The 22,896-nt window shown below is 51.7% G+C and carries 21 protein-coding genes and 3 tRNA genes; 16 read left to right on the top strand and 8 right to left on the bottom strand.

The features are described from left to right. Positions 1 to 2: 2 nt before the first annotated feature. The 6 genes from E3E32_RS05090 (at position 3) to E3E32_RS05065 (ending at position 6,322) form a co-directional block, all read left to right on the top strand. Entirely contained in the window at positions 3 to 752 is a 750-nt protein-coding gene (locus tag E3E32_RS05090) for a glycerophosphodiester phosphodiesterase family protein (protein WP_370456355.1), read from the top strand. Continuing rightward, on the top strand, positions 736 to 1,485 hold the full coding sequence (locus E3E32_RS05085) for a glycerophosphodiester phosphodiesterase family protein (protein WP_167730999.1): 750 nt from the start codon (positions 736 to 738) through the stop codon (positions 1,483 to 1,485). Before E3E32_RS05090 ends, E3E32_RS05085 begins: the two co-directional genes overlap by 17 nt. A 59-nt stretch (positions 1,486 to 1,544) precedes the next feature. Beyond that, positions 1,545 to 3,026, top strand: a complete 1,482-nt coding sequence (gene glpK / locus E3E32_RS05080; RefSeq protein WP_167730620.1) for a glycerol kinase GlpK — start codon at positions 1,545 to 1,547, stop codon at positions 3,024 to 3,026. A gap of 205 nt (positions 3,027 to 3,231) precedes the next feature. Continuing rightward, the gene (locus E3E32_RS05075) at positions 3,232 to 4,722 is read left to right on the top strand and encodes an NAD(P)/FAD-dependent oxidoreductase (protein ID WP_167730618.1); all 1,491 of its coding nucleotides are present in this window, start codon (positions 3,232 to 3,234) and stop codon (positions 4,720 to 4,722) included. Beyond that, on the top strand, positions 4,719 to 5,975 hold the full coding sequence (locus E3E32_RS05070; protein WP_167730616.1) for an NAD(P)/FAD-dependent oxidoreductase: 1,257 nt from the start codon (positions 4,719 to 4,721) through the stop codon (positions 5,973 to 5,975). The genes E3E32_RS05075 and E3E32_RS05070 overlap by 4 nt, the downstream gene beginning before the upstream one ends. Further along, positions 5,972 to 6,322, top strand: a complete 351-nt coding sequence (locus E3E32_RS05065; RefSeq protein WP_167730614.1) for a DUF1667 domain-containing protein — start codon at positions 5,972 to 5,974, stop codon at positions 6,320 to 6,322. The genes E3E32_RS05070 and E3E32_RS05065 overlap by 4 nt, the downstream gene beginning before the upstream one ends. 60 nt (positions 6,323 to 6,382) lie before the next feature. Here E3E32_RS05065 and E3E32_RS05060 read toward each other — a convergent pair whose 3' ends face one another. The 6 genes from E3E32_RS05060 to E3E32_RS05035 all read right to left on the bottom strand — a co-directional run bounded on the left by E3E32_RS05060 (position 6,383) and on the right by E3E32_RS05035 (position 10,501). Then, entirely contained in the window at positions 6,383 to 7,225 is an 843-nt protein-coding gene (locus E3E32_RS05060; protein ID WP_167730612.1) for a hypothetical protein, read from the bottom strand. Positions 7,226 to 7,336: 111 nt separating this feature from the next. Then, positions 7,337 to 7,894 (bottom strand): hypothetical protein, encoded by a 558-nt coding sequence (locus tag E3E32_RS05055; RefSeq protein ID WP_167730610.1) that lies wholly within the window; start codon positions 7,892 to 7,894, stop codon positions 7,337 to 7,339. A 166-nt stretch (positions 7,895 to 8,060) separates the two neighbouring features. Next, a complete protein-coding gene (locus E3E32_RS05050) occupies positions 8,061 to 8,267 on the bottom strand; it encodes a hypothetical protein (protein ID WP_167730608.1) in 207 nt (68 codons plus the stop codon). Then, the gene (locus E3E32_RS05045) at positions 8,260 to 8,967 is read right to left on the bottom strand and encodes a PrsW family intramembrane metalloprotease (RefSeq protein ID WP_167730998.1); all 708 of its coding nucleotides are present in this window, start codon (positions 8,965 to 8,967) and stop codon (positions 8,260 to 8,262) included. Before E3E32_RS05045 ends, E3E32_RS05050 begins: the two co-directional genes overlap by 8 nt. Before the next feature lie 45 nt (positions 8,968 to 9,012). After that, positions 9,013 to 9,771, bottom strand: coding sequence for a hypothetical protein (locus E3E32_RS05040; RefSeq protein ID WP_167730606.1), 759 nt, complete (start codon positions 9,769 to 9,771; stop codon positions 9,013 to 9,015). Positions 9,772 to 9,820: 49 nt separating this feature from the next. Beyond that, positions 9,821 to 10,501 carry a metallophosphoesterase gene (locus E3E32_RS05035; protein WP_167730605.1) on the bottom strand — a complete coding sequence of 227 codons (681 nt, stop codon included), beginning with the start codon at positions 10,499 to 10,501 and terminating at the stop codon, positions 9,821 to 9,823. Positions 10,502 to 10,592: 91 nt separating this feature from the next. Here E3E32_RS05035 and E3E32_RS05030 point away from each other — a divergent pair, with 91 nt between their 5' ends. Next, entirely contained in the window at positions 10,593 to 10,871 is a 279-nt protein-coding gene (locus E3E32_RS05030; protein WP_167730602.1) for a hypothetical protein, read from the top strand. On the opposite strand, the gene E3E32_RS05025 is transcribed toward E3E32_RS05030, so the two are convergent. Next, the gene (locus E3E32_RS05025) at positions 10,858 to 11,547 is read right to left on the bottom strand and encodes an HAD family hydrolase (RefSeq protein WP_167730601.1); all 690 of its coding nucleotides are present in this window, start codon (positions 11,545 to 11,547) and stop codon (positions 10,858 to 10,860) included. The two genes, E3E32_RS05030 and E3E32_RS05025, sit on opposite strands and share 14 nt — an antisense overlap. A gap of 187 nt (positions 11,548 to 11,734) precedes the next feature. Here E3E32_RS05025 and E3E32_RS05020 point away from each other — a divergent pair, with 187 nt between their 5' ends. The 5 genes from E3E32_RS05020 (at position 11,735) to E3E32_RS05000 (ending at position 17,840) form a co-directional block, all read left to right on the top strand. Continuing rightward, a complete protein-coding gene (locus E3E32_RS05020; RefSeq protein WP_167730599.1) occupies positions 11,735 to 13,021 on the top strand; it encodes a phospholipase in 1,287 nt (428 codons plus the stop codon). Positions 13,022 to 13,152: 131 nt separating this feature from the next. Then, positions 13,153 to 14,466: an RNA-guided endonuclease TnpB family protein gene (locus E3E32_RS05015; protein WP_167711804.1), complete on the top strand. Its 1,314-nt coding sequence runs from the start codon at positions 13,153 to 13,155 to the stop codon at positions 14,464 to 14,466. Positions 14,467 to 14,568: 102 nt separating this feature from the next. Then, the gene (gcvPA, locus tag E3E32_RS05010) at positions 14,569 to 15,909 is read left to right on the top strand and encodes an aminomethyl-transferring glycine dehydrogenase subunit GcvPA (RefSeq protein WP_167730597.1); all 1,341 of its coding nucleotides are present in this window, start codon (positions 14,569 to 14,571) and stop codon (positions 15,907 to 15,909) included. Continuing rightward, positions 15,910 to 17,418: an aminomethyl-transferring glycine dehydrogenase subunit GcvPB gene (gene gcvPB, locus E3E32_RS05005; protein WP_167730596.1), complete on the top strand. Its 1,509-nt coding sequence runs from the start codon at positions 15,910 to 15,912 to the stop codon at positions 17,416 to 17,418. A 113-nt stretch (positions 17,419 to 17,531) separates the two neighbouring features. After that, positions 17,532 to 17,840 (top strand): hypothetical protein, encoded by a 309-nt coding sequence (locus E3E32_RS05000; protein ID WP_012571173.1) that lies wholly within the window; start codon positions 17,532 to 17,534, stop codon positions 17,838 to 17,840. Positions 17,841 to 17,845: 5 nt separating this feature from the next. On the opposite strand, the gene E3E32_RS04995 is transcribed toward E3E32_RS05000, so the two are convergent. After that, positions 17,846 to 17,922, bottom strand: a tRNA-Thr gene (locus tag E3E32_RS04995). Between the two features lie 174 nt (positions 17,923 to 18,096). On the opposite strand from E3E32_RS04995, the gene E3E32_RS04990 reads away from it, so the two are divergent. From E3E32_RS04990 to E3E32_RS04975, 4 genes are all read left to right on the top strand, one after another. Beyond that, positions 18,097 to 18,172, top strand: a tRNA-Asn gene (locus E3E32_RS04990). A gap of 5 nt (positions 18,173 to 18,177) precedes the next feature. Further along, positions 18,178 to 18,255: transfer RNA gene (locus tag E3E32_RS04985), tRNA-Ile, on the top strand. A 1,010-nt stretch (positions 18,256 to 19,265) separates the two neighbouring features. After that, positions 19,266 to 19,514, top strand: coding sequence for a DNA-directed RNA polymerase subunit H (locus E3E32_RS04980; RefSeq protein ID WP_012571174.1), 249 nt, complete (start codon positions 19,266 to 19,268; stop codon positions 19,512 to 19,514). A gap of 16 nt (positions 19,515 to 19,530) precedes the next feature. Then, entirely contained in the window at positions 19,531 to 22,893 is a 3,363-nt protein-coding gene (locus tag E3E32_RS04975; RefSeq protein WP_167730594.1) for a DNA-directed RNA polymerase subunit B, read from the top strand. The last annotated feature ends 3 nt before the right edge of the window (positions 22,894 to 22,896 follow it).

Raw genomic sequence — 22,896 nt, 5'->3', positions numbered from 1 at the left:
ATGTGGGAGTGGCGATGGTATCACCAACGATCCTCGGACACAGGGGCTTCAGGGGAAGGCTTGAGAACACGCTTCCCGCCTTTAGAAGGGCGCTCAGATACGCCGATGGAATAGAATTCGATGTGAGAGTCGCAGGCGACGGAAAGCTTGTGGTTCATCACGACGAGGGTTTTCAGGCTAACGGTTCTTATCGGTATATCCGGGAGCTGAGCCTGAGGGAACTGCGAAGGGTACATCCCAACGGGAGGCTCATCCCAACGGTCAGGAATGTTTTTAGGGAATTCTCTGGAGCCTTACTCAACGCTGACCTGAAAGAGATAGATGCTGTGGGGGGAACCCTGAGGCTCGCGGAAAGGTTTGGGATTCTTGAAAACGTAGTTTTTTCAACAGAAAACAGAGAAATTGCAGAACACCTCATGAAGGAATGTCCATCCTGCAAGGTGGGCTTTTCCATAGTCAGCTACTCATCTATTACCCATCTTGCCGGACTGAAAGGTCTCTATTCCGTCCACGTGCCGATTGATACCATCGGTTACGTCGGCTACAAAGCGTTGGTGGTTCTCCTCAGAACCCTAAGGAAGCGGGGGACGAGGGTTTACCTCTGGAACTACCAGATGGATGAACTCTACTGGGTCTCGAGGATCCTCCCCTTTGTCGACGCGGTCATCTCGGACGACCCTGCCAGATTGAGAAAAAGTTTTTACCCCAAAGGTCTATTCGCTGGAGGCGATGGCAATGCTATGGGAACGTGATAGGGTTATCGTCCTCGGACACCGCGGGTACATGAGCAAATACCCTGAAAACAGTCTCTTGGCTTTTAGAAAGGCCGTGGAAGCCGGGGCAGATGGAATCGAGCTCGACGTCTGGCTCACCCAGGACGGAAAAGTCATAGTTATGCACGACGAGAGCATAGATAGGACAAGCAACCTAAGCGGAAAGCAGAAAGAAATGACGCTGGAGGAGCTCAAGAAGGCGGACATAGGCATGGGCGAGAGGATTCCAACGCTTGAGGAAGTTTTTGAGGTTCTTCCAAAAGATGCACTGATTAACGTCGAGCTCAAGGACGTCGATACAGCGAGGGAAGTTGCCAGAATAGTTAGCGAGAACGATCCCGAGCGGGTCATGATATCCTCCTTCGAGATTGAGGCACTCAGGGAATACCGGAAGCAGGACACGGAAACGGCCATGGGGCTGCTCATAGATAGGGAAGAAGTTGTACCCCTCATACCGAAGCTCAAGGAAGAGCTCGACCTCTGGTCGATAAACGTCCCGATGGAGGCCATTCCAGTAATTGGCCTCGAGAAGACGGTTCAGGCACTCCACTGGGCCCGTTCGATGGGCCTCAAGGTCGCCCTCTGGACGGAGAACGACGTTCTCTTCTACAAAGACGATAACTTGGCCAAGCTGAAGGGCCTCTTCGAGATCGTCATAGCGAATGACGTTGAGAGGATGATTGAGTACTTAAGGAGATTGGGACTCAGGTAAGGCAACGACCGAAGCCCTAATATACCATCTTTTACTTTTCTCATCACTGGTGAACAGGGATGGACAGGTTCATTCTCTCGCTTGATGAGGGAACTACCTCAGCCAGGGCCATAGTCTTCGACAGGGAGAGCAACGTTCTCGGCGTTGGTCAGTACGAGTTCCCCCAGCACTATCCCAGACCAAGCTGGGTCGAGCACGACCCGGACGAGATATGGGAGGCCCAGTTCAGGGCGATAAAGACCGCTATCGAACGGGCTAAAATCGAGCCAACTCAGATAGTGGCGATAGGCGTTACCAACCAGCGCGAGACGACGATAGTCTGGGATAAAAGCGGAAAGCCGCTCCACAACGCGATAGTCTGGCAGTGCAGAAGAACCGCTGAGATGGTCGAAGAAATAAAGCGGGAATACGGCGAGGTCATCAAGGAGAAGACAGGGTTAGTTCCGGATGCTTACTTCTCGGCCAGCAAGCTTAAGTGGCTCCTCGACAACGTACCTGGCCTAAGGGAGAAGGCCGAGAAAGGCGAGGTTCTCTTCGGAACGGTTGACACCTTCCTCATCTACCGCCTCACGGGCGAGCATGTTACGGATTACTCAAACGCATCCAGGACAATGCTCTTCAACATCAAGAAGCTCGAATGGGACGACGAGCTTCTCGAAATTTTTGGGGTTCCCGAGGGCGTCCTGCCCGAAGTCAAAGAGTCGAGTGAAATCTACGGTTACACAAAGAAAGAACTTCTCGGCGCTGAAATTCCCGTAAGTGGCGACGCGGGCGACCAGCAGGCAGCTCTATTCGGCCAGGCCGCCTTCGAGACGGGCATGGTTAAGGCAACATACGGAACCGGAAACTTTATCCTGGCCAACACGGGCAAGACCGTCCGCTATTCAGATAACCTGCTCACCACGGTAGCGTGGGGGTTAAATGGAAAAGTCTCCTATGCCCTTGAGGGGAGCGTCTTCATAACAGGGGCGGCAGTTCAATGGCTCCGCGACGGAATCAAAATCATAAAGAGCGCGCCGGAGACGGAGGAACTCGCCCGGAAGCTGCAGAGTAACGAGGGGGTTTACTTCGTTCCTGCCTTCGTTGGCCTTGGAGCCCCTTACTGGGATCAGTTCGCGAGGGGGCTGCTAATTGGCATAACGCGCGGAACTGGTAGGGAGCACCTTGCAAGGGCGACGCTGGAAGCCATAGCCTACCTGACGCGCGACGTGGTCGAGGAGATGGAGAGACTCGTGGGGATAAAGGAGCTCCGCGTCGATGGGGGAGCAACAGCGAACGACTTCCTGATGCAGTTCCAGGCGGATATACTCAACAGGAGGGTCGTCAGGCCCGTTGTGAAGGAGACTACTGCCTTGGGAGCGGCGTATTTGGCGGGACTGGCCGTCGATTACTGGGAGGGCCTCGAAGAAATAAAGAGCCTGTGGAAGGCAGAGAAGGTCTTCGAGCCAGTGATGGACGAAGAAACCCGCAGGAAGCTCTACCGCGGCTGGAAGGAGGCAGTAAAGAGGGCTATGGGCTGGGCCAAGGTTGTGGATGCTTGACGAAGGCATGGCCCGTTTTTTCTTTCATCTTTAAACGGGAGGAGTGAACCCGAACGCCATATATGTTCATTCGGTTGATGTCTACTAATGCTCTCCCCTTTTATGCCCAGAACTGTTCTTTCCTTCCTTTTGGGCCAAACCTGAGGTTAAAGAAAGCTTTAAAACGGTGAAAGTCCTTTCTCAAGTTAAATCGGAGGGAGAAAATATGAAAACCAAGGTCGCCATAATCGGCGCGGGAATAAGCGGCGCAAGCATAGCACGCGTTCTGAGCAGGTACGAGAACCTTGAAGTGCATCTGATTGAGAAAGCTCCAGACGTCGGCTGGGGCGTCAGCAAGGCCAACACAGCCTTAATTCACGGCGGCTACGATGACGACCCGAAAAAGTACCCGATGAGGGCCAAGTTGTGCATCCGTGGTAACAGACTCTGGCACCAGTGGGTTAAAGAACTTCAGATTCCCCACGTCTGGAACGGGGCCTTGATAGTGGCAACGAAGGAAGAGGACTTCGACGAGCTTGAGAAACTTTTGGAGCGTGGAAGGGAGAACGGCGTGCCCGAGATGAGGATAGTCGATAAGGAAGAGCTCTTCCACCTTGAGCCTAACCTCACGAAGGAAGCCATTGGAGCGCTGTGGGTTCCAATAGTAGGTCAGATAGGTCCAATTCCAGCGGTTATAGCGATAGTCGAGAATGCAGTTGCCAACGGCGTCAAAACCCACCTTGAGACCGAAGTTACCGGGATAAAGGTGGAGAACGGCGAGGTTAGAGGTGTTGAGACGAAGGATGGCTTCATAGAGGCGGACATAGTTATTAACGCCGCCGGACTTTACGCCGACGAGATAGCTAGGATGGCGGGGATAGACTACTTCGAGATTCACCCGAGGAAGGGCGAGTACTTCCTCTTTGATGAGAGCATCCCCGGACCGAGGCGCGTTCTCTTCCCAACGCCGACGCCAATAAGCAAGGGCATAGTTGTCACAACAGAGATCAGCGGACACCTCATGATAGGACCGAACGCCCAAGACCTGCCACCCGAGGAAAAGGAGAACCTGGCGACCACAAGGGAAGGACTTGAGCAGGTCTGGGAAGGTGCGAAAAAACTCTGGCCGCAGCTGCCGCCGAGGAGCAAGGTTATCAGAACGTTCGCCGGTCTGAGGCCCGAACCAACGGGTGGAGACTTCATAATAAAGGCCGAAGAGGAAGTCTGGGGCTTCATAAACGTCGCCGGAATTCGCTCGCCCGGTCTCACGAGCGCCCCTGCGATAGCCTACGAGGTAGCCGAAATAATCCAGCGTGACCTTGGAATAGAACTCGTTGAAAAGAGGAAGTGGAATCCCTACAGGAAGGAAATCACCCACTTCTTCATGCTCTCGCCGGCTCAAATAAACGAGGTCGTCAAAAGAGACCCCGCCTACGGAAAGGTTATCTGCAGATGCAACCGCGTTAGCGAGGGGGATGTTCTAGAGGCAATAGAGAGAATGAAGTTCATCGGTGTAAAGACACCGAGCGTCGATTCGGTCAAGTTCAGGGCCAAGGCAACGACCGGAACCTGTCAGGGAAGCTTCTGCAGGCCGAGAATAATCCAGCTCCTAGCGAGGGAGTATGGTGTCGGGCCTTGGGAGGTTACACTGAAAGGAAAGGGAAGCGAGGTCGGTATAGGCGACGTTAAGGTTCTCCTCAGAGGTGAGGAGGCATGAACGACCTTCCAATGCTCAACTACGACGTTGTCGTCATTGGCGGCGGGCCTGCAGGAATGGCGGCCGCCGTAAGGGCAAAGGAGCTCGGACTTAAAGTTCTCCTTCTCGATGACAACGACTATCTTGGCGGTATCCTGCCCCAGTGCATACATCCCGGCTTCGGACTGCACTACTTCAAAGAGGAGCTCACCGGGCCGGAGTTCGCGGCACGCTTCGCTAAGAGGCTTGTGGAGCTTGGCGTTGATTACAGGACGGCCGCGAGGGTTCTGGAGATTAAAAACTACTCAGACCTCGAGAAAGTCGTTGTATTCAGTTCTCCGAGCGGAGCCTATCAGGTCTGGACAAGGACTATAATCTACGCCGCCGGAGCGCGTGAGAGGCACGCATTTGAGATAGGAATCGTCGGAGACAGGGGGGCGGGAATCTACACCGCAGGAGAGGCCCAAACGCTTATGGACATCTACGGTGTAATGCCGGGAAAAGAAATCGTCATCGTGGGTTCAGGCGACGTTGGACTAATAATGGCGCGCCGCTTTGCCCTTGAGGGAGCAAAGGTCAAGGCCGTAATCGAGTTGATGCCCTATCCCGGAGGCTTGGCCAGGAACATAATGATACTCAGGGACTTCGATATTCCGCTATATCTGAGCCATAAGGTCGTTGAAGTCCGAGGAAAGGAGAGGGTCGAGAGGGTCAAGATCGTTAAAGTTGATGAGAATCTAAGGGAAATCCCAGGAACGGAGTTCTGGATTGAGGCTGACACGCTGATAATCTCGGCCGGCCTCGTGCCAAGCGTCAAACTCCTCACTGCCATCGGGGTTGAAATAGATCCGACAACAGGCGGACCTGTCGTTAACGACCTCTTTGAGACGAGTGTTCCAGGAATATTTGCCGCTGGAAACTCGGTCATTATAAACGACCTCGTGGACTACGTTGCCGAGCAGGGTGAGCTTGCCGCGGAGGGGGCGAAGCTCTTCATAGACAACGAGGGGATACCAACGAGGCGCTGGATTAAGCTGGAAAAAGGCGAGAACGTCAGGCTTTTGGTTCCACATTATCTCAGCGGTGAGAGGGACGTCTGGATATACGCGCGCGTTTCAAAACCAATGGAGAACGTCGAGGTTCGTTTCCCAGAGATATGCAAAAAGCTCCGCCTTCCAGTGGTCAAGCCGGCGGAGATGCTCAGAGTGAAGCTAAGAAAGGAGGAGATCGCGAAGGCCGGGGATGGCATCACCATGGAGGTGGTGCCGCTATGAAGAAGACCTATCGCTTTACCTGCATTGTCTGCCCCCTCGGCTGTGCACTGGAGGTCGAGGTTGAGAACGGCAAGATCGGCGAGGTCAAAGGATACACCTGTCCTAGGGGCAAGGAGTGGGCCATCGAGGAGGTTACCAATCCGAAGAGAGTAGTCATGAGCGTCATCAAGGTCAGGAACGGTGCCCTGCCGACGGTGAGTGTTAAGACCGCAGAGCCAGTCCCCAAGAAGAAGATTCCGGAGCTGATGGAGTTCCTTTCAAAGCTGGAGGTGGAGGCGCCGGTGGAAATCGGTCAAGTTATGACCGAGTGGGAAGGGATAAAAATAGTCGCAACGAGAGGGGCTTAGATTCCCCTTTTCTTTTAAAAGGGTTTTCCGTGGACCAAGGTTCTAAAAGGAAAAATAAAGTCACTGGTTGTCCCGGATAATCTCCATCAAGTCCTTGGGAGGCTCAATCTTAGCCTGATTTATGTTCCAGAACTTCTCCACAACGTGGTCAGACCAGCGGATGATGGCTTTCTTTCCAGTTTCAGGGTCGTAGAACTCCATGACGCCGCTGTTGAACCTCTCGAAATAGACGGGATAGCCATCCTTCGTGAACTTGATGATGATGTATCCAGGCGTCTCGTTGTAAATAAACTCCACTCCCGCGCTCCTGAGTTCCTTTTCAAGGTCTCCGAGGATTACATCCTCCACTCCCGTGGCGTTCCACAGCTCCCTCAAGGTAACGTTAACCCTTACAACATAAAGCTCATCCTCCATCGTGAACTCGATGGTCTTGTTCTGCATGAGCTTTTTGATGGTCGTGTAAGTTAGGTTGAACTTCTCGGCGATTCTCTCAACGTCTTGGGCCGTATCTTCGGCGTCGTATTTTTCAACAAATTCATCGTAAGTCATCCATTTACTCTCTGCTTTGACGTATGAAGAGTTCCCGTTAACGTAGACCTCAGCGGGGAAGTGAACTGTCATCCCCATCATCTCAACTGTCGTGTTTATGTGGAACAGCATCCTTGATTCTTTGAAGCTCTCGTTGCCGAGAATGGAATAGAGAATCCTCAGATTCAGGGTATCATTCTTGTGAGGTGAGATAAACGTCATGTTCATTACTAAGCTCTCGTTGAGGTGGGAAGAGTATGTATCTATCGAGTCTATGGCGTTTATTACCTTTTCCTCCGTAAGGGCATTATTTCCAATGCATCCGCTCATCACAACTACCAAAAGTACCAAGGCAAATCCCAGGAACCTCCTCATAGTACACCCTCCAGTAGTTGTTCAAATAAAAGAGAGTAGTAGGTTTAAATAATTTATCTATTCAAATTTTATACACCACCGAAAATAGTCAGCAAAAAGTGGAAAGCGGCACTACCCTCCAATGAACTCAATCCACGAAAAGAGAGCCCGGATGACATCATTGTTTAACCCGTCTCCATAGAGTGGAGATGGGCATTGTGGGGAGATTGTGTATTCAATCCGATTCTCATAATCGGCGTCCAGACAAGTTATAGTACCATTCTGGATTTTTGTTCTGCCAACCTTAATGATGGTCAAACTCACGGGCATGCCTCCTACAAAAACGGCCTTCTGAACTGCCTCGTGAATGGCACACTCATCTTCGGAAACGCTCCTCAGAACGTATCTGGTAACACTGCCATTCGTGAAGACGCTCACATTGGGACTTATGGAGAGTTGTACCGCATGAGACCAAGGATCATAGAAGACTTCGCGGAGGTTCTTCAAAGTCAAGTTTAAGGTTTGAGTTTCCTTTCGGGACCACTTCCACTTTACGATTACGATTCTGTCATCCGCCGTGAAGACTTCAGTTTTCTTAACATCTATGTCATCAGGATAGTACACCACCTTACGCCAGCCAATAGAACTGCAGTTCCAGTAACCGCGCCCGTAGAACTCGTGTCTCCCCATCGGGCCCCACCACCAGAAACCGGAAAAGTTGTATGAGTATCCACTATCCGTGGAAGCAGGTCCCACGTAATAAACTACGTCCAGAGTGATAATCATAAGAAGCAAGAAGACGTAAAGAGAGCTTGCTCTCATACGCCTCCACCCAAATATGTTAAAAAGTGGAAAATCAAAGCGCCTCGAACTTCTGGAGGAATATTCTAAGGTCCGTCCTGAAGGGTTCCTCGGCACGCTCAATCTCCTCATTCAGGAGCCGAAGGAAGTTCTCCTCGGTCGCTGCCTCCGTCCAGAGCCTTTTTACAAGGTTTTCTAGCTTTTCATAGTACTCCACGTAAGGCCTCGTCTCGAAGAGAGCCTCGTTAAGCTTGTCACTCATACCCACCCCTCCTGAACCAGTAGTACCATACCCTACTGGCATCCTCCGCTTGGCCCATCAGGAGGAAGTAGCGCAGTATCGCCAAGTTGATCATAATGAACAGAATCAACATTATGTGGTATGCCGCCACGTTGTAGCTTAGGAAGGCGTAGTAGTCCCAGACGAAGTGCAGGATGATGGCCAGCAGGAAGAACGGGCCCATTGAGTCCACTTTTCCTTCGGCCTTCATGCCGTAGCCAACGCCAATTATTGCGCTCCACGTGGCGTGGGCAAAGGGCGTTAAGAATCCCCTCACAATCGTGACCGGAATGCCGTAACCGAGGCCATACAGGAAGTTCTCCGTGGCGGCAAAGCCGAGGCCAGCGGCGACTCCGTAAACAAGGCCGTCCATTATGCCGTCCATTTGGCCCGCCTTGAACGGCCACCTAATCGCCAGGGCCTTGGCCGGCTCTTCCACGATGCCTGCGACGAGAGCCACATAGAAGGCAGTCGTCGGGAGTACCGGATCCACCCTGCCGCCGATAGTAAGAAACATCTCCAGGATGTACGCTATTCCAACGGAGAGCGTTCCGCCGAGGATGAATGTGCCTATGACGTATTTTTTGGGCTCTGGCTCGAACTTGTCCGCGTGATAGAAGTACCAGAGTATGACAAGCGCAGGAGCGTAGGCGAAGAACACAAGTGCACTCAACACGTCCATATTGTTGCTCACCAAAAAAGAATGGAAGGCTGGAAATTTAAAGGTTTAGCATCTGGCAAGGAGCTCGTCCAGGTCTATGCCCTGCTCCTTCAAGTACTGAACCAGCTCCGACGGCGGCTCCACTTTTGCACTGTTAATGTTTTTGATCTCGATAGTGATGACGTCAACCCACTTCTCGTCGCCTTTGGTGTAGTATGCAGTCTGCTTGACTTCAATAGGTATCAGGTCTTTGGTGAGCTTGATTTCAATCTTGGTGCTGTAAACGTTCGTGTTTTCCATCCCAACCTCGAAGGTTCCTCCGGTTACATTCGCGTAGATGACGTAGTAGTCCCCCTCTCCTTCAACCCTGACCTCGGGGAGTGTCAGCACCTTCCAAACGTTGTCAAGTATAGATGTCGTCAGGTTCGGCCCCTCATTGGGTCCGTAGCAGGTCGCCTCCCAGACGATTGTCCCGTTCCTGTCAGTCAGGGTCGCGTAGCCCTTGGGGGTCGTGTAGTAGTAGGTCTTGTAGTAAAGGGGTCCCATCAGGGTGCCGTTTGATATGGTAACTGTTGATTTCATCTCATTCTCAAAGTCAATCACCCCGCTGGTCACCAGCTGCGCGACGAGCCTCGTGCCGTTGTAGCTGTCCACCTTCATTGTGTACTCATAGCTTTTAAGGCTCTTCACGGCGTTCTCAATATCCTCTGCCGTGAAGGGGAGATTGGGGGTTGTGGTCGTCGTCGAGGTTGTTCCTCCGGAGGATATGCACCCAGCGACGAATACCATCAACGTGATGAGAATTCCCACGTAAAGCTTCCTCATTTCATCACCTGGAGTAAGCTTCCATTTTGGGGGTATTAAAAGGTTGACCTCAAAGGCCCTTTAATACTTGAGCCAATCTTCCGAGGGATCCAAAATCAAGGAGGTCCTCCTCTAAGGGTACAAGAACCCTCGAGCCTGTTACATCGTACGCTCTCAGGAAAGGGGACACTATCTCGCGCAGAACATCGTTGCCGTATGCCCAGGGGCTGAAGGCAGGAAGAACGACCAGATTGTCACTCATAATGAAGGCAGGAACCTTTATGAGCGCCCCTACCTCGTCGCGTAGCCTTATTGCCGGGTGTTCATGGCCGATAATAAATCGTTCACCCTCCACGAGCTTATGTCCATGAACAAGCTTCCAGCCGTGAAGTTCAAGCTCGTCAACGATTTCAACGCCGGACTCTTTAAGCCAGAGCGTTCCCACGTCGTGGTTTCCTCTTACAAGAACTATCTCATCAACGAGCGGGCTGATTTCATCCACGAGGGCCTTGAGCTCTTCCCTCTCTCGCCACTCAGGAATGAATGAGTGCTTCAAATCGCCGTCGATTATCAGGATTTTTGGTTTCTCCCTCTTGAGGAGGGTTTTAAGCTGACCGACAACCTCATGGAAGACCCTCGGAAGATAGAAGCCTTCCCTCGCCATACTGACTTCGTAGCCTAGATGGAGATCCGCTATGATGAGTGCGCTCCCCAATCGGAGGGCCTTGTCGGGGAGGGGTTCTGGCTTCATGGTAGGAGGTTCAACCTCCGGCTTTTAAACTTTGTTAGGGGAACCGAAAAGGTTTTAAATCTGGCCATTGATGGAACAATGGTGAGTAAAAATGCCCTACATAGGCTTCGTCAAAAGCCCTTACGGGCCGGCTAAAACGTACGAGCTAATTCTGAAAGAGCTTGAGAAGAGGGGCTTTGATGTCACATTTTCCAAGCACCACTGGATGGGGGATGCACCCTTTGGGCTGATCATCGCTGAGACAGACAGGGGAGAAGTCGCTATCAGATGGAACCTCGGGAAGACTTTCGGGCTCAAACTCGAAGAAGTTGAAAAAGGGGACGTTGACGAGTTCGTAGAAGACACGCTGGAATATCTCAGTGGCGACTGAGCTCTTTTCGCTCCTGCTTCACCCGTTCTATCACATCAAGGAGGCTCCACAGATCCCGTATCACGTGCAGATGTGGAATTAGGGCGAGCCTTTCGCGGTTTTTCTCCATGAACCTCGCAGTTGACGGAAAGTAGTACCAGACGTACTCAGTGTTCTCGTCGCCGTGTCCGATGAAGCGCCAGGGCTTGTCATCGACCCAGATAAAGACTTCATTCCCGTACTTTTCGCGGACAAGCTTAAACGCCTCGTCTATCGTCAAATCACGCCCGAAAACGATGACATCGTCAAAGAGATCGTAGATACCCATAGCTTTGAGCCTTTTCACTTTCATGCCATCTATGAAGTCCTCGGCCGAGAAAGATATCACTGTGTGGCCCTCCTCCTTGAGCCTTTTCAAGAGCTCGGGAGCATCGTCGAGAGGTTTACTGAGCTTTGCCCGCTCCTCAAACCATGTCTCCATGAACTTAGTCCTAAGGAAGAACGGTGGCTCTGACTTCTTCTTGTGACGTCCGAAGGCTGGTCTCTCAAAGTACATCTCGATTTTAGTCAGAACCTTGGCCCAGAAACCCTTGAATGGGAGCCAGCGGTAGCGCTTCTCTAGGGCTCGCCTGAAGGCCTCCTCGATGCATGAGTACGTATCGGCGAGTGTTCCGTCAAAGTCGAAGGCGATTATCATGCTATCCCCCGGCGGAATGATGCCCTTTGAACTTTAAGCTTTATCCTCTCAATTCACAATATTCCCCCAATCCCCGCTACGTTTTGACTCAAAACTTGTGGTTCTTGTAACTCCTGTAACTCGAAAAATTTTTAATTCGGGTTCTCTATTGTTTGATTTGCAGTGCATACAACAAGGAGGGAGTTAAATGAAAAAACTGCTGGCAATATTTCTCGGTTTTCTGGTTCTAAGTGGACTCGTCAGTGCTTGGCCAACGGACGGTCCAACCCTTGACAACCCCATGAACGTCCACCAGAAGCTGACCTATAAGGCTATTGAAGCCGTCTATCAGGACAACCCGGAGCTCGGCCAGATACTGATGCAGTACAAGGATCAGCTCCTCTACGGAGCCTACGATGAGGACTGGACCGGTGGAAGCATAGAGATTGACGGGAAGGTTTACACCATCCAGTCCCAGTACCACTTTCTCGACCCGATGGATCACGCTGAACTCTTCACAGTTAATCTACTCGGAGACCCAGATACCTCTGCGGCAGACATGGCCCAGAGACTTTACGATACTGCTGTCCAGCTCTGGAAGCAGGGCAAGTACGGGGAGGCCATGTACTATCTCGGTAGGGCGGTCCACATAATCGAGGACCAGGGTATGCTCATCGCTCATCAGACCCCGCACCTCTTCGAGGATCTCGAACAGTTCAAATACATTGAAAACGCCCACGACTTCGTTGAGAATGAGATTTCACCAGCAGTGGCCGATGATATTCTCAACAACCGCGTCCCACTCGACCTTATGCCCATAAAGTGGTGGCAGATCCCGGACGAGAAGGCACGCTTCATGTGGGGTGGGGACATCTACATAGCCGATAACGAAAACGGCCACATGAGCCTTGCCAATGGTGTTGCTTGGGCCTATGCCGATTTGGCAGCCCACAACTCTTGGAGATACATGCTCTACTCAACTGGTCAGGACATAATTCTCTGGAGCGAATGGGGACACCTTGGCAGCTACTTCTGGACGAAGGAGCTTAGGAGGGGTGACTGGAGCGTTCTGAAGCTCGAATTCAAGGGCGCCAGCTCGATAACTATCGTCTTCAAGGACATCGATATGCAGAATGTTTATGGTAGGACTCTCGGTTACGTCGAAATATATGACAAGAACTGGAACCTCATTGCCAAGTACGCCCAAGATCCAAACCTGTTCGTTGACACCAGTGTCACCGTTCCAGGAGACACTGTTTACATATACACCCACGTCGACAAAAACGACTGGTTCGACAGCGACGTCGACGGCTGGGCCATCAGAAACATAGAACTCCACGCCAACTTCGACATCAATGCCCCAAGCGGCTTCAAGACCATTGATGGCAGAGAATACAGCAACGTCCAGTGGGCAGTCTATGAGAGCATGCAGTACAACATTAGGCTCGTTGCAGGTCTTATGGAGAAGTTCTTCGAAGATGTGGGCCTCTCATGAAGTCTTTTCTCTTTACTTTTTCTCTCTTTCAAGCCTCGCCCTTTAGGACGGGAATGCAGTAATTAAAAATCCAGCCAATTGAGAGGTAGGCAACACTCTTTTAAAACCTAAAAACCATACCATACTTCGAGATGAAGCGGACTGTAACGGTGAAACTCCAACTGAGCAAGGAGCAAGAGAGAATACTCTTCGAATTAGCCGATACCGGAGCCAAAGTCTGGAACGAGGTGAACTATCTCAGGAGGAGAGCCTTCTTCGAAGGTAAAGGCGTTGATTATGGAACGACGGAGAAGATAGTTTATGAGAAATACAAAAGAGAAATCGGCTCCGCAACGGTTCAGCAAATCTGTCGGAAGAATACAGAAAGTTGGAGGAGTTTCTTCGCCCTCTTGAAGAAATCCAAGAGCGGAAAACTTCCCGAGTGGTTTGGCAAACCCTCTCCACCTGGTTATCGAAAGGGAAATAAAAAGAGAAAACCCTTCATAATCCTCAGAAACGACCAATACAAAATCGAGGGAAACAGGCTAATCCTCAAGGGCCTCGGAAAGTTTGGAAAACTTGGAGTCCAATTCAAGGGAAGAATTCACCTTAAAGGGAAACAAGGGAGACTTGAAATAATTTATGACGACGTTAAGGGCAAGTGGTATGCTCACGTTTCAATTTCAAAGGTCGAGGAAAAACTTGAAGGCGGGAAATGGGTTAGCGTTCCGAAAACTCCGAAGGGAAACCTTACTGCTGGAATTGACTTGGGGATAAACAACTTGATGGCTGTTTATGTTTCTGATGGCCATTCCTTCCTCGTGAATGGAAGACCATTGAAGAGCATAGCCTTCTACTGGCAGAGAAAAATAGCCGATTACCAGTCTGAACTAAACAAGAACGGTAAAAAGAGTAGTAAACGGCTGAAAAAGTATCACCTGAAGTGGAAACTACAAACGAGAAATTACGTGAATTCATCAGTAAGACAAGTTGTCAGGAGTCTCCACGACTTGGGAGTTTCGAAAATCATCGTTGGTTATCCCAAGGGAATAGCCAGAAATTCTGGTAAGGGAAGAAGGCAGAACTTCCTCCTATCAAGAGTCTGGCTGTTCAGCTATATTATTCAACGATTGAGGGAAGTCTCGGAGGAGTATGGTATTGTGGTTGAGGTTGTTGATGAGGCTTACACTTCTCTCACTTGCCCCTTCTGTGGACGGTCCCATTACGGGGCTCGTTTTGTTAGAGGATTATATTTATGTCCACAAGAGGGGCTGGTTCTGAATGCAGACCTCGTTGGAGCGTTTAACATTTTGAGGAAGGCTGTGAAAACCATAACCCCGAATCTGGGCGGTTTACTCGCTCAGGGGAGGGGTAATGGGGGTAAGACCGTCCCCGAGGGGTTGTATGACCCGAAAGTGGTGACACTAGTAGGAGAGACCCCTCAAACCTCCCTAGCTCTAGGATAGGGGTTCCCTTTCAGAGCGGGGAGGAGGTCAGCTGAAACACAAAGCATATAATCTGCTGGGCATATTTTCAACGACCATCTTAAAGCTCAGAGGGTGATAGGCATGGGAAAGCACTACCTGCCTAACTCAGCACATAAGGATGAAATGCTGAAGGAAATCGGGTTCACCTCAATTGAAGACCTCTTCTCCGACGTGCCCAAGGGCATGGTCAAGGAGTTCAACCTCCCCGAGGGTAGGAGCGAGTACGAGGTCTTTCTCGAGCTCAACGAAGTCCTCTCAAAGAACAAGACTGTCCTCGAAATGCCCAGCTTCCTTGGAGCGGGAACGTACTTCCACTACATTCCGGCTCATGTAAAATACCTAATCGAGAGGAGCGAGTTTCTCACCGCGTACACCCCATACCAGTCCGAGATAAGCCAAGGCATGCTCCAAGCGCTCTTCGAATACCAGAGCCTTATCGCGGAGCTCGTTGGTCTTCCGATAGTCAACTCTTCCATGTATGACTGGGGAACAGCCATGGCAGAAGCGGCATTAATGAGTGCCCGTGTAACCAGAAAGAACAAGTTCGTGGTTCCAGAGCACATGAGCCCGGAGAAGAAGAAAGTCCTTCATACCTACACCGCCGGACCGGGACTTGAAATCGAGTACGTGAACTGGAACGAGCGCGGCCAGCTCGACCTCGAGGAGCTCAAGGAGAAAGTAGAAGGAGCCGCCGGGGTTTACGTCGAGATGCCCAACTTCTTCGGTATTCTTGAAGAGGAGATTCAAGCTATAGGTGAGATAGCCCACGATGCCGGGGCGCTCTTCGTTGTGGGCATTGATCCAACGATACTCGGCATAGTTGAGGCCCCTGGAGAGCTCGGTGCGGACATAGTCGTCGGCGAGGCCGCTTACTTTGGAAACTCAATGAATTTCGGGGGCCCAAGAGCAGGTATATTCGCTGTCAGGGACGACAAAAAGCTCATCCGCCAGATGCCTGGAAGGATAATCGGAATGACGAAAGATGCCGACGGAAAGCGTGCCTTCGTGATGACCCTCCAGACGAGGGAGCAGCACATAAGAAGGGCAAAGGCAACCTCTAATATCTGTTCAAACGAAGCTTTGGTTGCCGTTGCGGCCGCGATACACCTCGCGAGCCTCGGACCGGTGGGATTGAGGGAACTTGGCGAGGTAATCCTCAAGAACACGGCCTATCTCAAGAAGCGCCTGAGTGAGGTCGCTGAGATTCCTTTTGAGGGCGTGAACTTCAAAGATGTTCTCGTCCGCTTCGAGAAATCTTACGAAGAAATACACGAGGGCCTCCTTGAGAGAAACATCCACGGCGGCTTCTACCTCAAGCCACACTTCCCGGAGCTTGGCGAGAGCGCCCTCTTTGCGGCAACTGAAACAACAAGGAAGGAATGGGTCGATGCCCTCATCGAGGCCCTTAGGGAGGTGGCCTGAATGTTCCGTCAGGCTAAGTGGGATGAACCGCTCATCTTCGAGCTTTCCCGTTCAGGCAGGGTCGGCTATACCCTTCCAAAGCCGATTGAGGACGTTGAGATCAGAGTCCCGGAAAAGCTCAAGCGCAAGAGCCCGCTCAACCTGCCAGAGCTCAGCGAACCGGAAGTCGTCAAGCACTATACCAGGCTCAGCGAGATGAACTACGGCGTTGACAGCGGCATATACCCACTCGGTTCATGTACTATGAAGTACAACCCAAAGATAAACGAGGAGATAGCCGGCCATCCGGGTGTTGCCTACGTCCACCCATACCAGGACGAGAGAACCATCCAGGGCGCTCTTAAGATAATGTGGGAGCTTGAAGGGTGGCTTAAGGAAATCACCGGAATGGATCGCTTCACGCTACAGCCTGCCGCCGGAGCCAACGGCGAGTTCACCGGAGTTATGATAATCCGCGCCTACCACCTTGACCGTGGAGAAACGCAGAGGACTGAGATGCTAGTTCCAGACTCAGCGCACGGAACCAATCCCGCCTCAGCTGCCATGGCAGGTTTCAAAGTCATCGAGATCCCATCGAACGAGAACGGAACCGTTGATCTGGAGGCCCTCGAGAACGCCGTCAGCGAGAGGACTGCAGGTTTGATGCTCACCAATCCCAACACGCTCGGCATCTTCGAGGATGAGATACTTGAGATCGCCAAGATAGTTCACAAAGCTGGAGGCCTGCTCTATTACGATGGAGCAAACCTAAACGCCGTCCTCGGAAAAATAAGGCCCGGCGACATGGGCTTTGACATCGTTCACCTCAACCTCCACAAGACGTTCTCGACGCCCCACGGCGGCGGCGGTCCAGGAAGCGGCCCGGTTGGTGTCAAGGACTTCCTGAAGGACTACCTCCCGGTTCCGCTCGTTGGCTATGACGAGGAGAGCGGGAGGTACTACCTCGACTACAACGTGCCCAAGAGCATAGGGAAAGTTAAGGAGCTCTACGGCAACTTTGCAGTCATGGTAAGGGCTCTCACCTACCTCAAGATAATGGGAAGGGACGGGCTGAAGGAAGCCAGCGAGATAGCGGTTCTCAACGCCAACTACCTCACACAGAAGCTCAAAGGAACCCGCGGCTACGAGCTGCCGCACAAGGAGCTCAGAAAGCACGAGGTGGTCTTCAGCGCCGAGCCCATGAAGAAGGAGACTGGCGTTAAAGCCCTTGATGTTGCCAAGAGGCTTCTCGACTTCGGCCTGCACGCGCCGACTATCTACTTCCCGCTGATAGTCCACGAGGCCCTCATGATAGAGCCAACCGAGACTGTGAGCAGGGAGGAGCTCGACGCCTACGTTGAAGCCCTCAAGAGGATAAGCGAAGAGGCTTACAGCAACCCCGAGCTCGTGAAGAGCGCACCACACAATACAGCGGCCAAGCGCGTGGATGATGTCCTAGCGGCGAAGAGGCCAATAATAACATGGCGCATGTACAGAGAGCTGAAGGAGAAGGGAGAAGTCGATATTTGATCTTTTTGCCCCTTCCCACAATTTTCTGCATTCCATCTGAGATCCTTCTTACTCAGATTTGCACCGAAAGCTTAATAAATATGTAATAAATCACTTACATATGGGTGAAACAAATGGCAGAAGTGTTGGGAAAGTCCGGGTTCGTTTCATACAGAGAGATTATAGAAGAGTATGAGGTTCCCATCAGGGGGTTTCTCTTCAAAGGAGGAACGCTTAAGGGAATATACGTTAGGGGTGGCCTTCTCCCTGTGACGGAAGAGCTCCCCAAGGACATCAACGAGGACATCCTTAGGGGAAAGGCTAGGAAGAAGCTCCTAGTCAGGGAGATCAAATATAAGGGAGCCGAGATCATTGAGATCTACATCCAGGACGGCTACATAACGTGGCCAGTCTACGAGGCGAGCCTTGATGAGACGAGCTGAGAATATGGAGCCCCGGGCGGGATTTGAACCCGCGACCGGCGGATTACAAGTCCGCCGCCCCGCCAGGCTAGGCTACCGGGGCACGGTCTAAAGACCGAAGGGAGAAATATAAAGTTTTCGTAACCTTCACGAGACTCTTCTCGAGGTCTCGAAGATGAATATTCATCCCGCATAGGCTCTGGAGAAGCTTATCGTAGTCATCACGAGACCACCGTAATCTTTATAAATCCACCCTGTATTCCCTACATTGGGTCGTGCCGCCGTAGCTTAGACGGTAGAGCGCTGGACTGTTAATCCAGTGGTCCCCGGTTCGAATCCGGGCGGCGGCGCCAGCAGTGGGCCCGTAGCTCAGCCTGGTCAGAGCGCGCGGCTCATAACCGCGTGGTCGGGGGTTCAAAGCCCCCCGGGCCCACCATAATAGCCCTTTGCTTCGCAAAGCGCTGGCGGAAAACCTGCGTGTAGTTCTAAAGTGCTCATTTGTAGGCGGTTTACACTCCAAATAGCCGATTTTACGAAGTTTCACTCTCCACAAGGCGTCCGAAGGACGTCAGAATAAAAAGAGAAACCCGTTCAAGTGGCAATTTTAAATGTAAACCTGTATCAAAAGTACTTTTGAGAGTGCACGCTCTCATTCCTCGCCAATTCAACGGAAATGGAACCATTTTGGTCAAGCTTTTCCCAAAAGCTTGTTGTCAAGCAATGTTGGAGCTTCGCTCCAACACACGGAGAACTTCGTTCTCCGCTGAAGTTTCATCAAAGCTTGTATGTCGCTTTTAAACTTGCTAACCTTTGAGTGGTTTATCTGTTGGATTTTGCTGTCTCTCAGTGTTTCACTCTTGCTGGCGCTCTTTGAGCGCCGGAGTAAAGATGAAACCTGTTAAATGCCATTCTTAAGGAGACCAACTCGTCTCAGCTAATCTAGTGAAAGATAACACTTTGATCAACCTTTGAAGGATAAAGCTTGTTTATCTGTGTGGGAGTGCAAAACCCAAGTACTTCTCTAAATACTCCGATTTAAGAGCAAACTCCAATTTAAAGCCTCAAACGTTCTCCGTTTCTTACCAAAAACTGACCAATTTTGGTCTTGTTTTGATTGAATATGGCAATTGATCCCATAAAAAGCGAGTATGACGCCAATATTCTATCACCAATAATGTCGAATCTCCAACAAATTCTAGCCATTTGGCCGTTTTTCCGGAAGTTCGAACCTCGAACCCATGCAGAGCCTTTATAAGTCTTTTCCAGTATTGGTGAACATACTAGTACACTAAAGTCGCTTTTCGGCGCGAAAAACGGTTCTTAAACTTTTCGTAACCGATATAAACTCCTACAAGCCAGTTACTACTCGAAAAGCTTATATACCGAAACCCGCAGGTGGGAGGTAGTGGTAATCATTCTTAAAAAATGTTAAGGGGGCAATTCTCGGTGGCGGCGAAAAAAGAATTTGATATATTCACCCATGAGCTGGTTCCCGAGCACAGAATACTCAGCGAGGAGGAGAAAGAGGAGCTCCTCAGGAAGTACAGAATTAAAATTTCTCAGCTTCCGCAGATTAAGGCCTCGGACCCGGCTGTTGTCGCTCTCGGCGCTAAGCCTGGAGACGTTCTCGAGATCAAAAGGAAGAGCCCAACGGCGGGCTATTATTACTACTACCGTCTTGTGGTGGAGGACTGATTCTTGAGGTGAGACCATGAGAGGGCCAACCGTTGTAGATGTTACTCCCGACGATCTTTGGCTCGTTATGGAAGCTTACTGGAAGGAGAAGGGACTGGTTAGACAGCACCTTGACTCTTACAACGCATTCATAGACTACGGAATGCAGCAGGTTATAAACGAGTTCGGCGGCATAAAGCCGGACATTCCTGACTTCGAGGTCAAGTTCGGAAAGATTCGCCTCGGCGAGCCTGAGTTCCAGGAGGCTCAGGGGCAAAGGAAGCCGCTCTACCCAATGGACGCTCGTATAAGGAACCTGACTTACTCAGCTCCACTTTACCTCGAGCTCATTCCCGTCGTCAACGGCATTGCACAGGAGCCGGTTGAGGTTCGCATAGGCGAGCTCCCAATAATGCTCAAGTCAAAGGCCTGCAGGCTTTACGGCCTGAGCGACGAGGAGCTCATCAAGCTCGGCGAGGACCCGAAGGATCCAGGAGGATACTTTATTATCAACGGCTCTGAGAGGGTTATTGTCTCTATCGAAGACCTTGCCCCGAACAAGACCCTCGTCGAGAGAGACGAAAGGCAGAACAGAATTATAGCAAAGTGCTTCTCCTACAGGCATGGATACAGGGCTCTAATCACCGTTGAGAGAAGAAAGGATGGTATTCTCTACGTCAACATCCCGAACGTTCCGAGACCTGTTAAGTTCGTCTACGTCATGCGCGCCCTCGGTCTTGAGAGCGACAAGGAGATAGTTGAAGCGGTAAGCGACGACCCGAGGATACAGCAGGTTCTCTTCGACAACCTCGAGGATGCCAGCGACATAATGAGCAGGGAGGAGGCTCTGGACTACATTGGTAAGCTTGCTTTGCCGGGCCAGCCGAAGGAGTACAGGCTTAGAAGAGCCGAGCACATCATAGACAACAACCTCCTGCCGCACATGGGTGTCGAGGAGAAAGACAGGCGCGCCAAGGCCTACTACCTCGGCATGATGGCCCTTAAGGTCCTTGAGCTTTCCCTTGGCCTCCGTGGCGAGGATGATAAAGACCACTATGCCAACAAGAGGCTCAAGCTCGCTGGTGACCTCCTGAGAGACCTCTTCCGCGTCGCCTTCGGCCAGCTTGTTAAGGACATGCAGTACCAGATGACCAAGACCTACCAGAGGAAGGGCGAACGCTACACCTTTGAGAACATCCAGAGGTTCGTGAGAAACTCGATAAGACCAGACGTTCTCAGCGAGAGAATTGAGCACGCCCTTGCGACCGGTGCCTGGCCTGGTGGAAGAACCGGTGTAAGCCAGCTTCTTGACAGAACCAACTACATGTCAACCCTTTCTCACCTCAGGCGTGTCACTTCTCCGCTCAGCAGGGATCAGCCCCACTTCGAGGCTCGTGATCTACACGGAACCCACTGGGGCAGGATCTGTCCGACGGAAACGCCAGAAGGTCCAAACTGTGGTCTCGTCAAGAACCTGGCTTTGATGGCCCAGATAACCACCGGAATTCCTGAGGAGGAAGTCAGGGATTACCTTAACAGGCTTGGCGTCGTTCCGATCGAGGAGAAGAGGCCGAGTCTAGAGCTCTGGCGTGTCTATCTAAACGGTGTTCTCATTGGAACAGTTGAGGACGGAGAGAGACTTGTCAAGAGGATAAGGACAGACAGAAGGAGCGGAAGGATAAGCGACGTCATCAACGTGGCTATCTACCAGGATGAGGAAGTGAAGGAAATCTATGTCAACAGCGACGACGGTAGGGTGAGGAGGCCTCTTATCATAGTCGAGAACGGCCAGCCAAAGCTCACCCGCGAACACGTCGAGGGCATAAAGAACGGAACGCTCACCTGGAGTGATCTCATCAAGATGGGTGTCATTGAGTATCTCGACGCCGAGGAAGAGGAGAACGCCTACGTTGCAACATGGCCGTGGGAAGTAACTGCAGAGCACACACACCTTGAGCTGATGCCCGCTGCCATACTTGGTATTCCAGCTTCGCTCGTTCCGTATCCTGAGCACAACGCTGCCCCGCGTAACACCTACGGTGCAGGTATGGCCAAGCAGAGCCTTGGTCTCGGCTGGGCCAACTTCAGGATTCGTGTTGACACCCGCGGTCACTTCATGCACTACCCGCAGGTTCCGCTCGTCAACTCAAGGATAATGAGGGCCGTCGGTTTCGAGGAGAGGCCAGCAGGTCAGAACTTTGTCGTCGCGGTTCTCAGCTACCAGGGATACAACATGGAGGATGCAATCATAATGAACAAGGCCTCCATTGAGAGGGGACTCGCGAGGAGTACCTTCTTCAGAACCTACGAAGCTGAGGAGAAGCGCTACCTCGGTGGTCAGACCGATCGCTTTGAGGTTCCGGACCCGACCATACAGGGCTATCTCGGTGAGAAGTACTACAGACACCTCGATGAGGATGGTATAATCTTCCCCGAGTCAAAGGTCGAGGGTAAGGACGTCCTCGTCGGAAGGACCTCCCCACCGAGGTTCCTTGAGGAACAGAGCGGCCTTGGGGGAATAATCCTCCAGGAAAGAAGAGAGACCAGCGTAGCTGTCAGACCGAGCGAGAAGGGCATAGTTGACAAGGTTATCATCACCGAGACCGGTGACGGAACCAAGCTCGTCAAGGTCACCGTCAGGGATCTCAGAATTCCAGAGTTCGGAGACAAATTCGCCTCAAGGCACGGTCAGAAGGGTGTTATAGGCCTCATTGTTCCACAGGAGGACATGCCCTGGACCGAGAGCGGAATAGTGCCAGACCTCATAGTCAACCCGCACGGTATCCCATCCCGTATGACCGTCGGACAGCTCATAGAGGCCATAGGCGGAAAGGTGGCTTCACTCAAGGGAAGAAGGGTTGATGGTACCGCCTTCATCGGAGAGCCTGAAGAGAGGCTCAGGAAGGAGCTTGAAGAGCTCGGCTTCAAGCACAGCGGCAGGGAAGTCATGTACGATGGCATAACTGGAAGAAGATTAGAGGCTGACATATTCGTCGGTGTCATCTATTACCAGAGGCTCCACCACATGGTCGCTGACAAGATGCACGCGAGGAGCAGGGGTCCTGTGCAGGTTCTCACCAAGCAGCCGACCGAGGGTAGGGCCAGGGAAGGTGGTCTCAGGTTCGGTGAGATGGAGCGTGACGTCCTCATCGGTCACGGCGCTGCAATGCTGCTCATAGAGCGTCTCCTCGAGGAGAGCGACAAGACTGAGGTATGGGCCTGCGAAAGCTGTGGACATCTAGCCCTAGAGGATAAGCGCAGAGGAAAGGTCTACTGTCCGGTCTGTGGAGAGGAAGAAAAGATAAGCAAGGTAGAGATGAGCTACGCCTTCAAGCTGCTGCTCGATGAGCTGAAGGCGATGGGAATAAGGCCGTCTCTCAATATCGTTGACAGGGTGTGATTG

The sequence above is a fragment of the Thermococcus sp. GR6 genome, assembly GCF_012027415.1.
Taxonomy (GTDB): domain Archaea; phylum Methanobacteriota_B; class Thermococci; order Thermococcales; family Thermococcaceae; genus Thermococcus; species Thermococcus onnurineus.
This window is presented reverse-complemented; position numbering and strand designations above follow the sequence as displayed.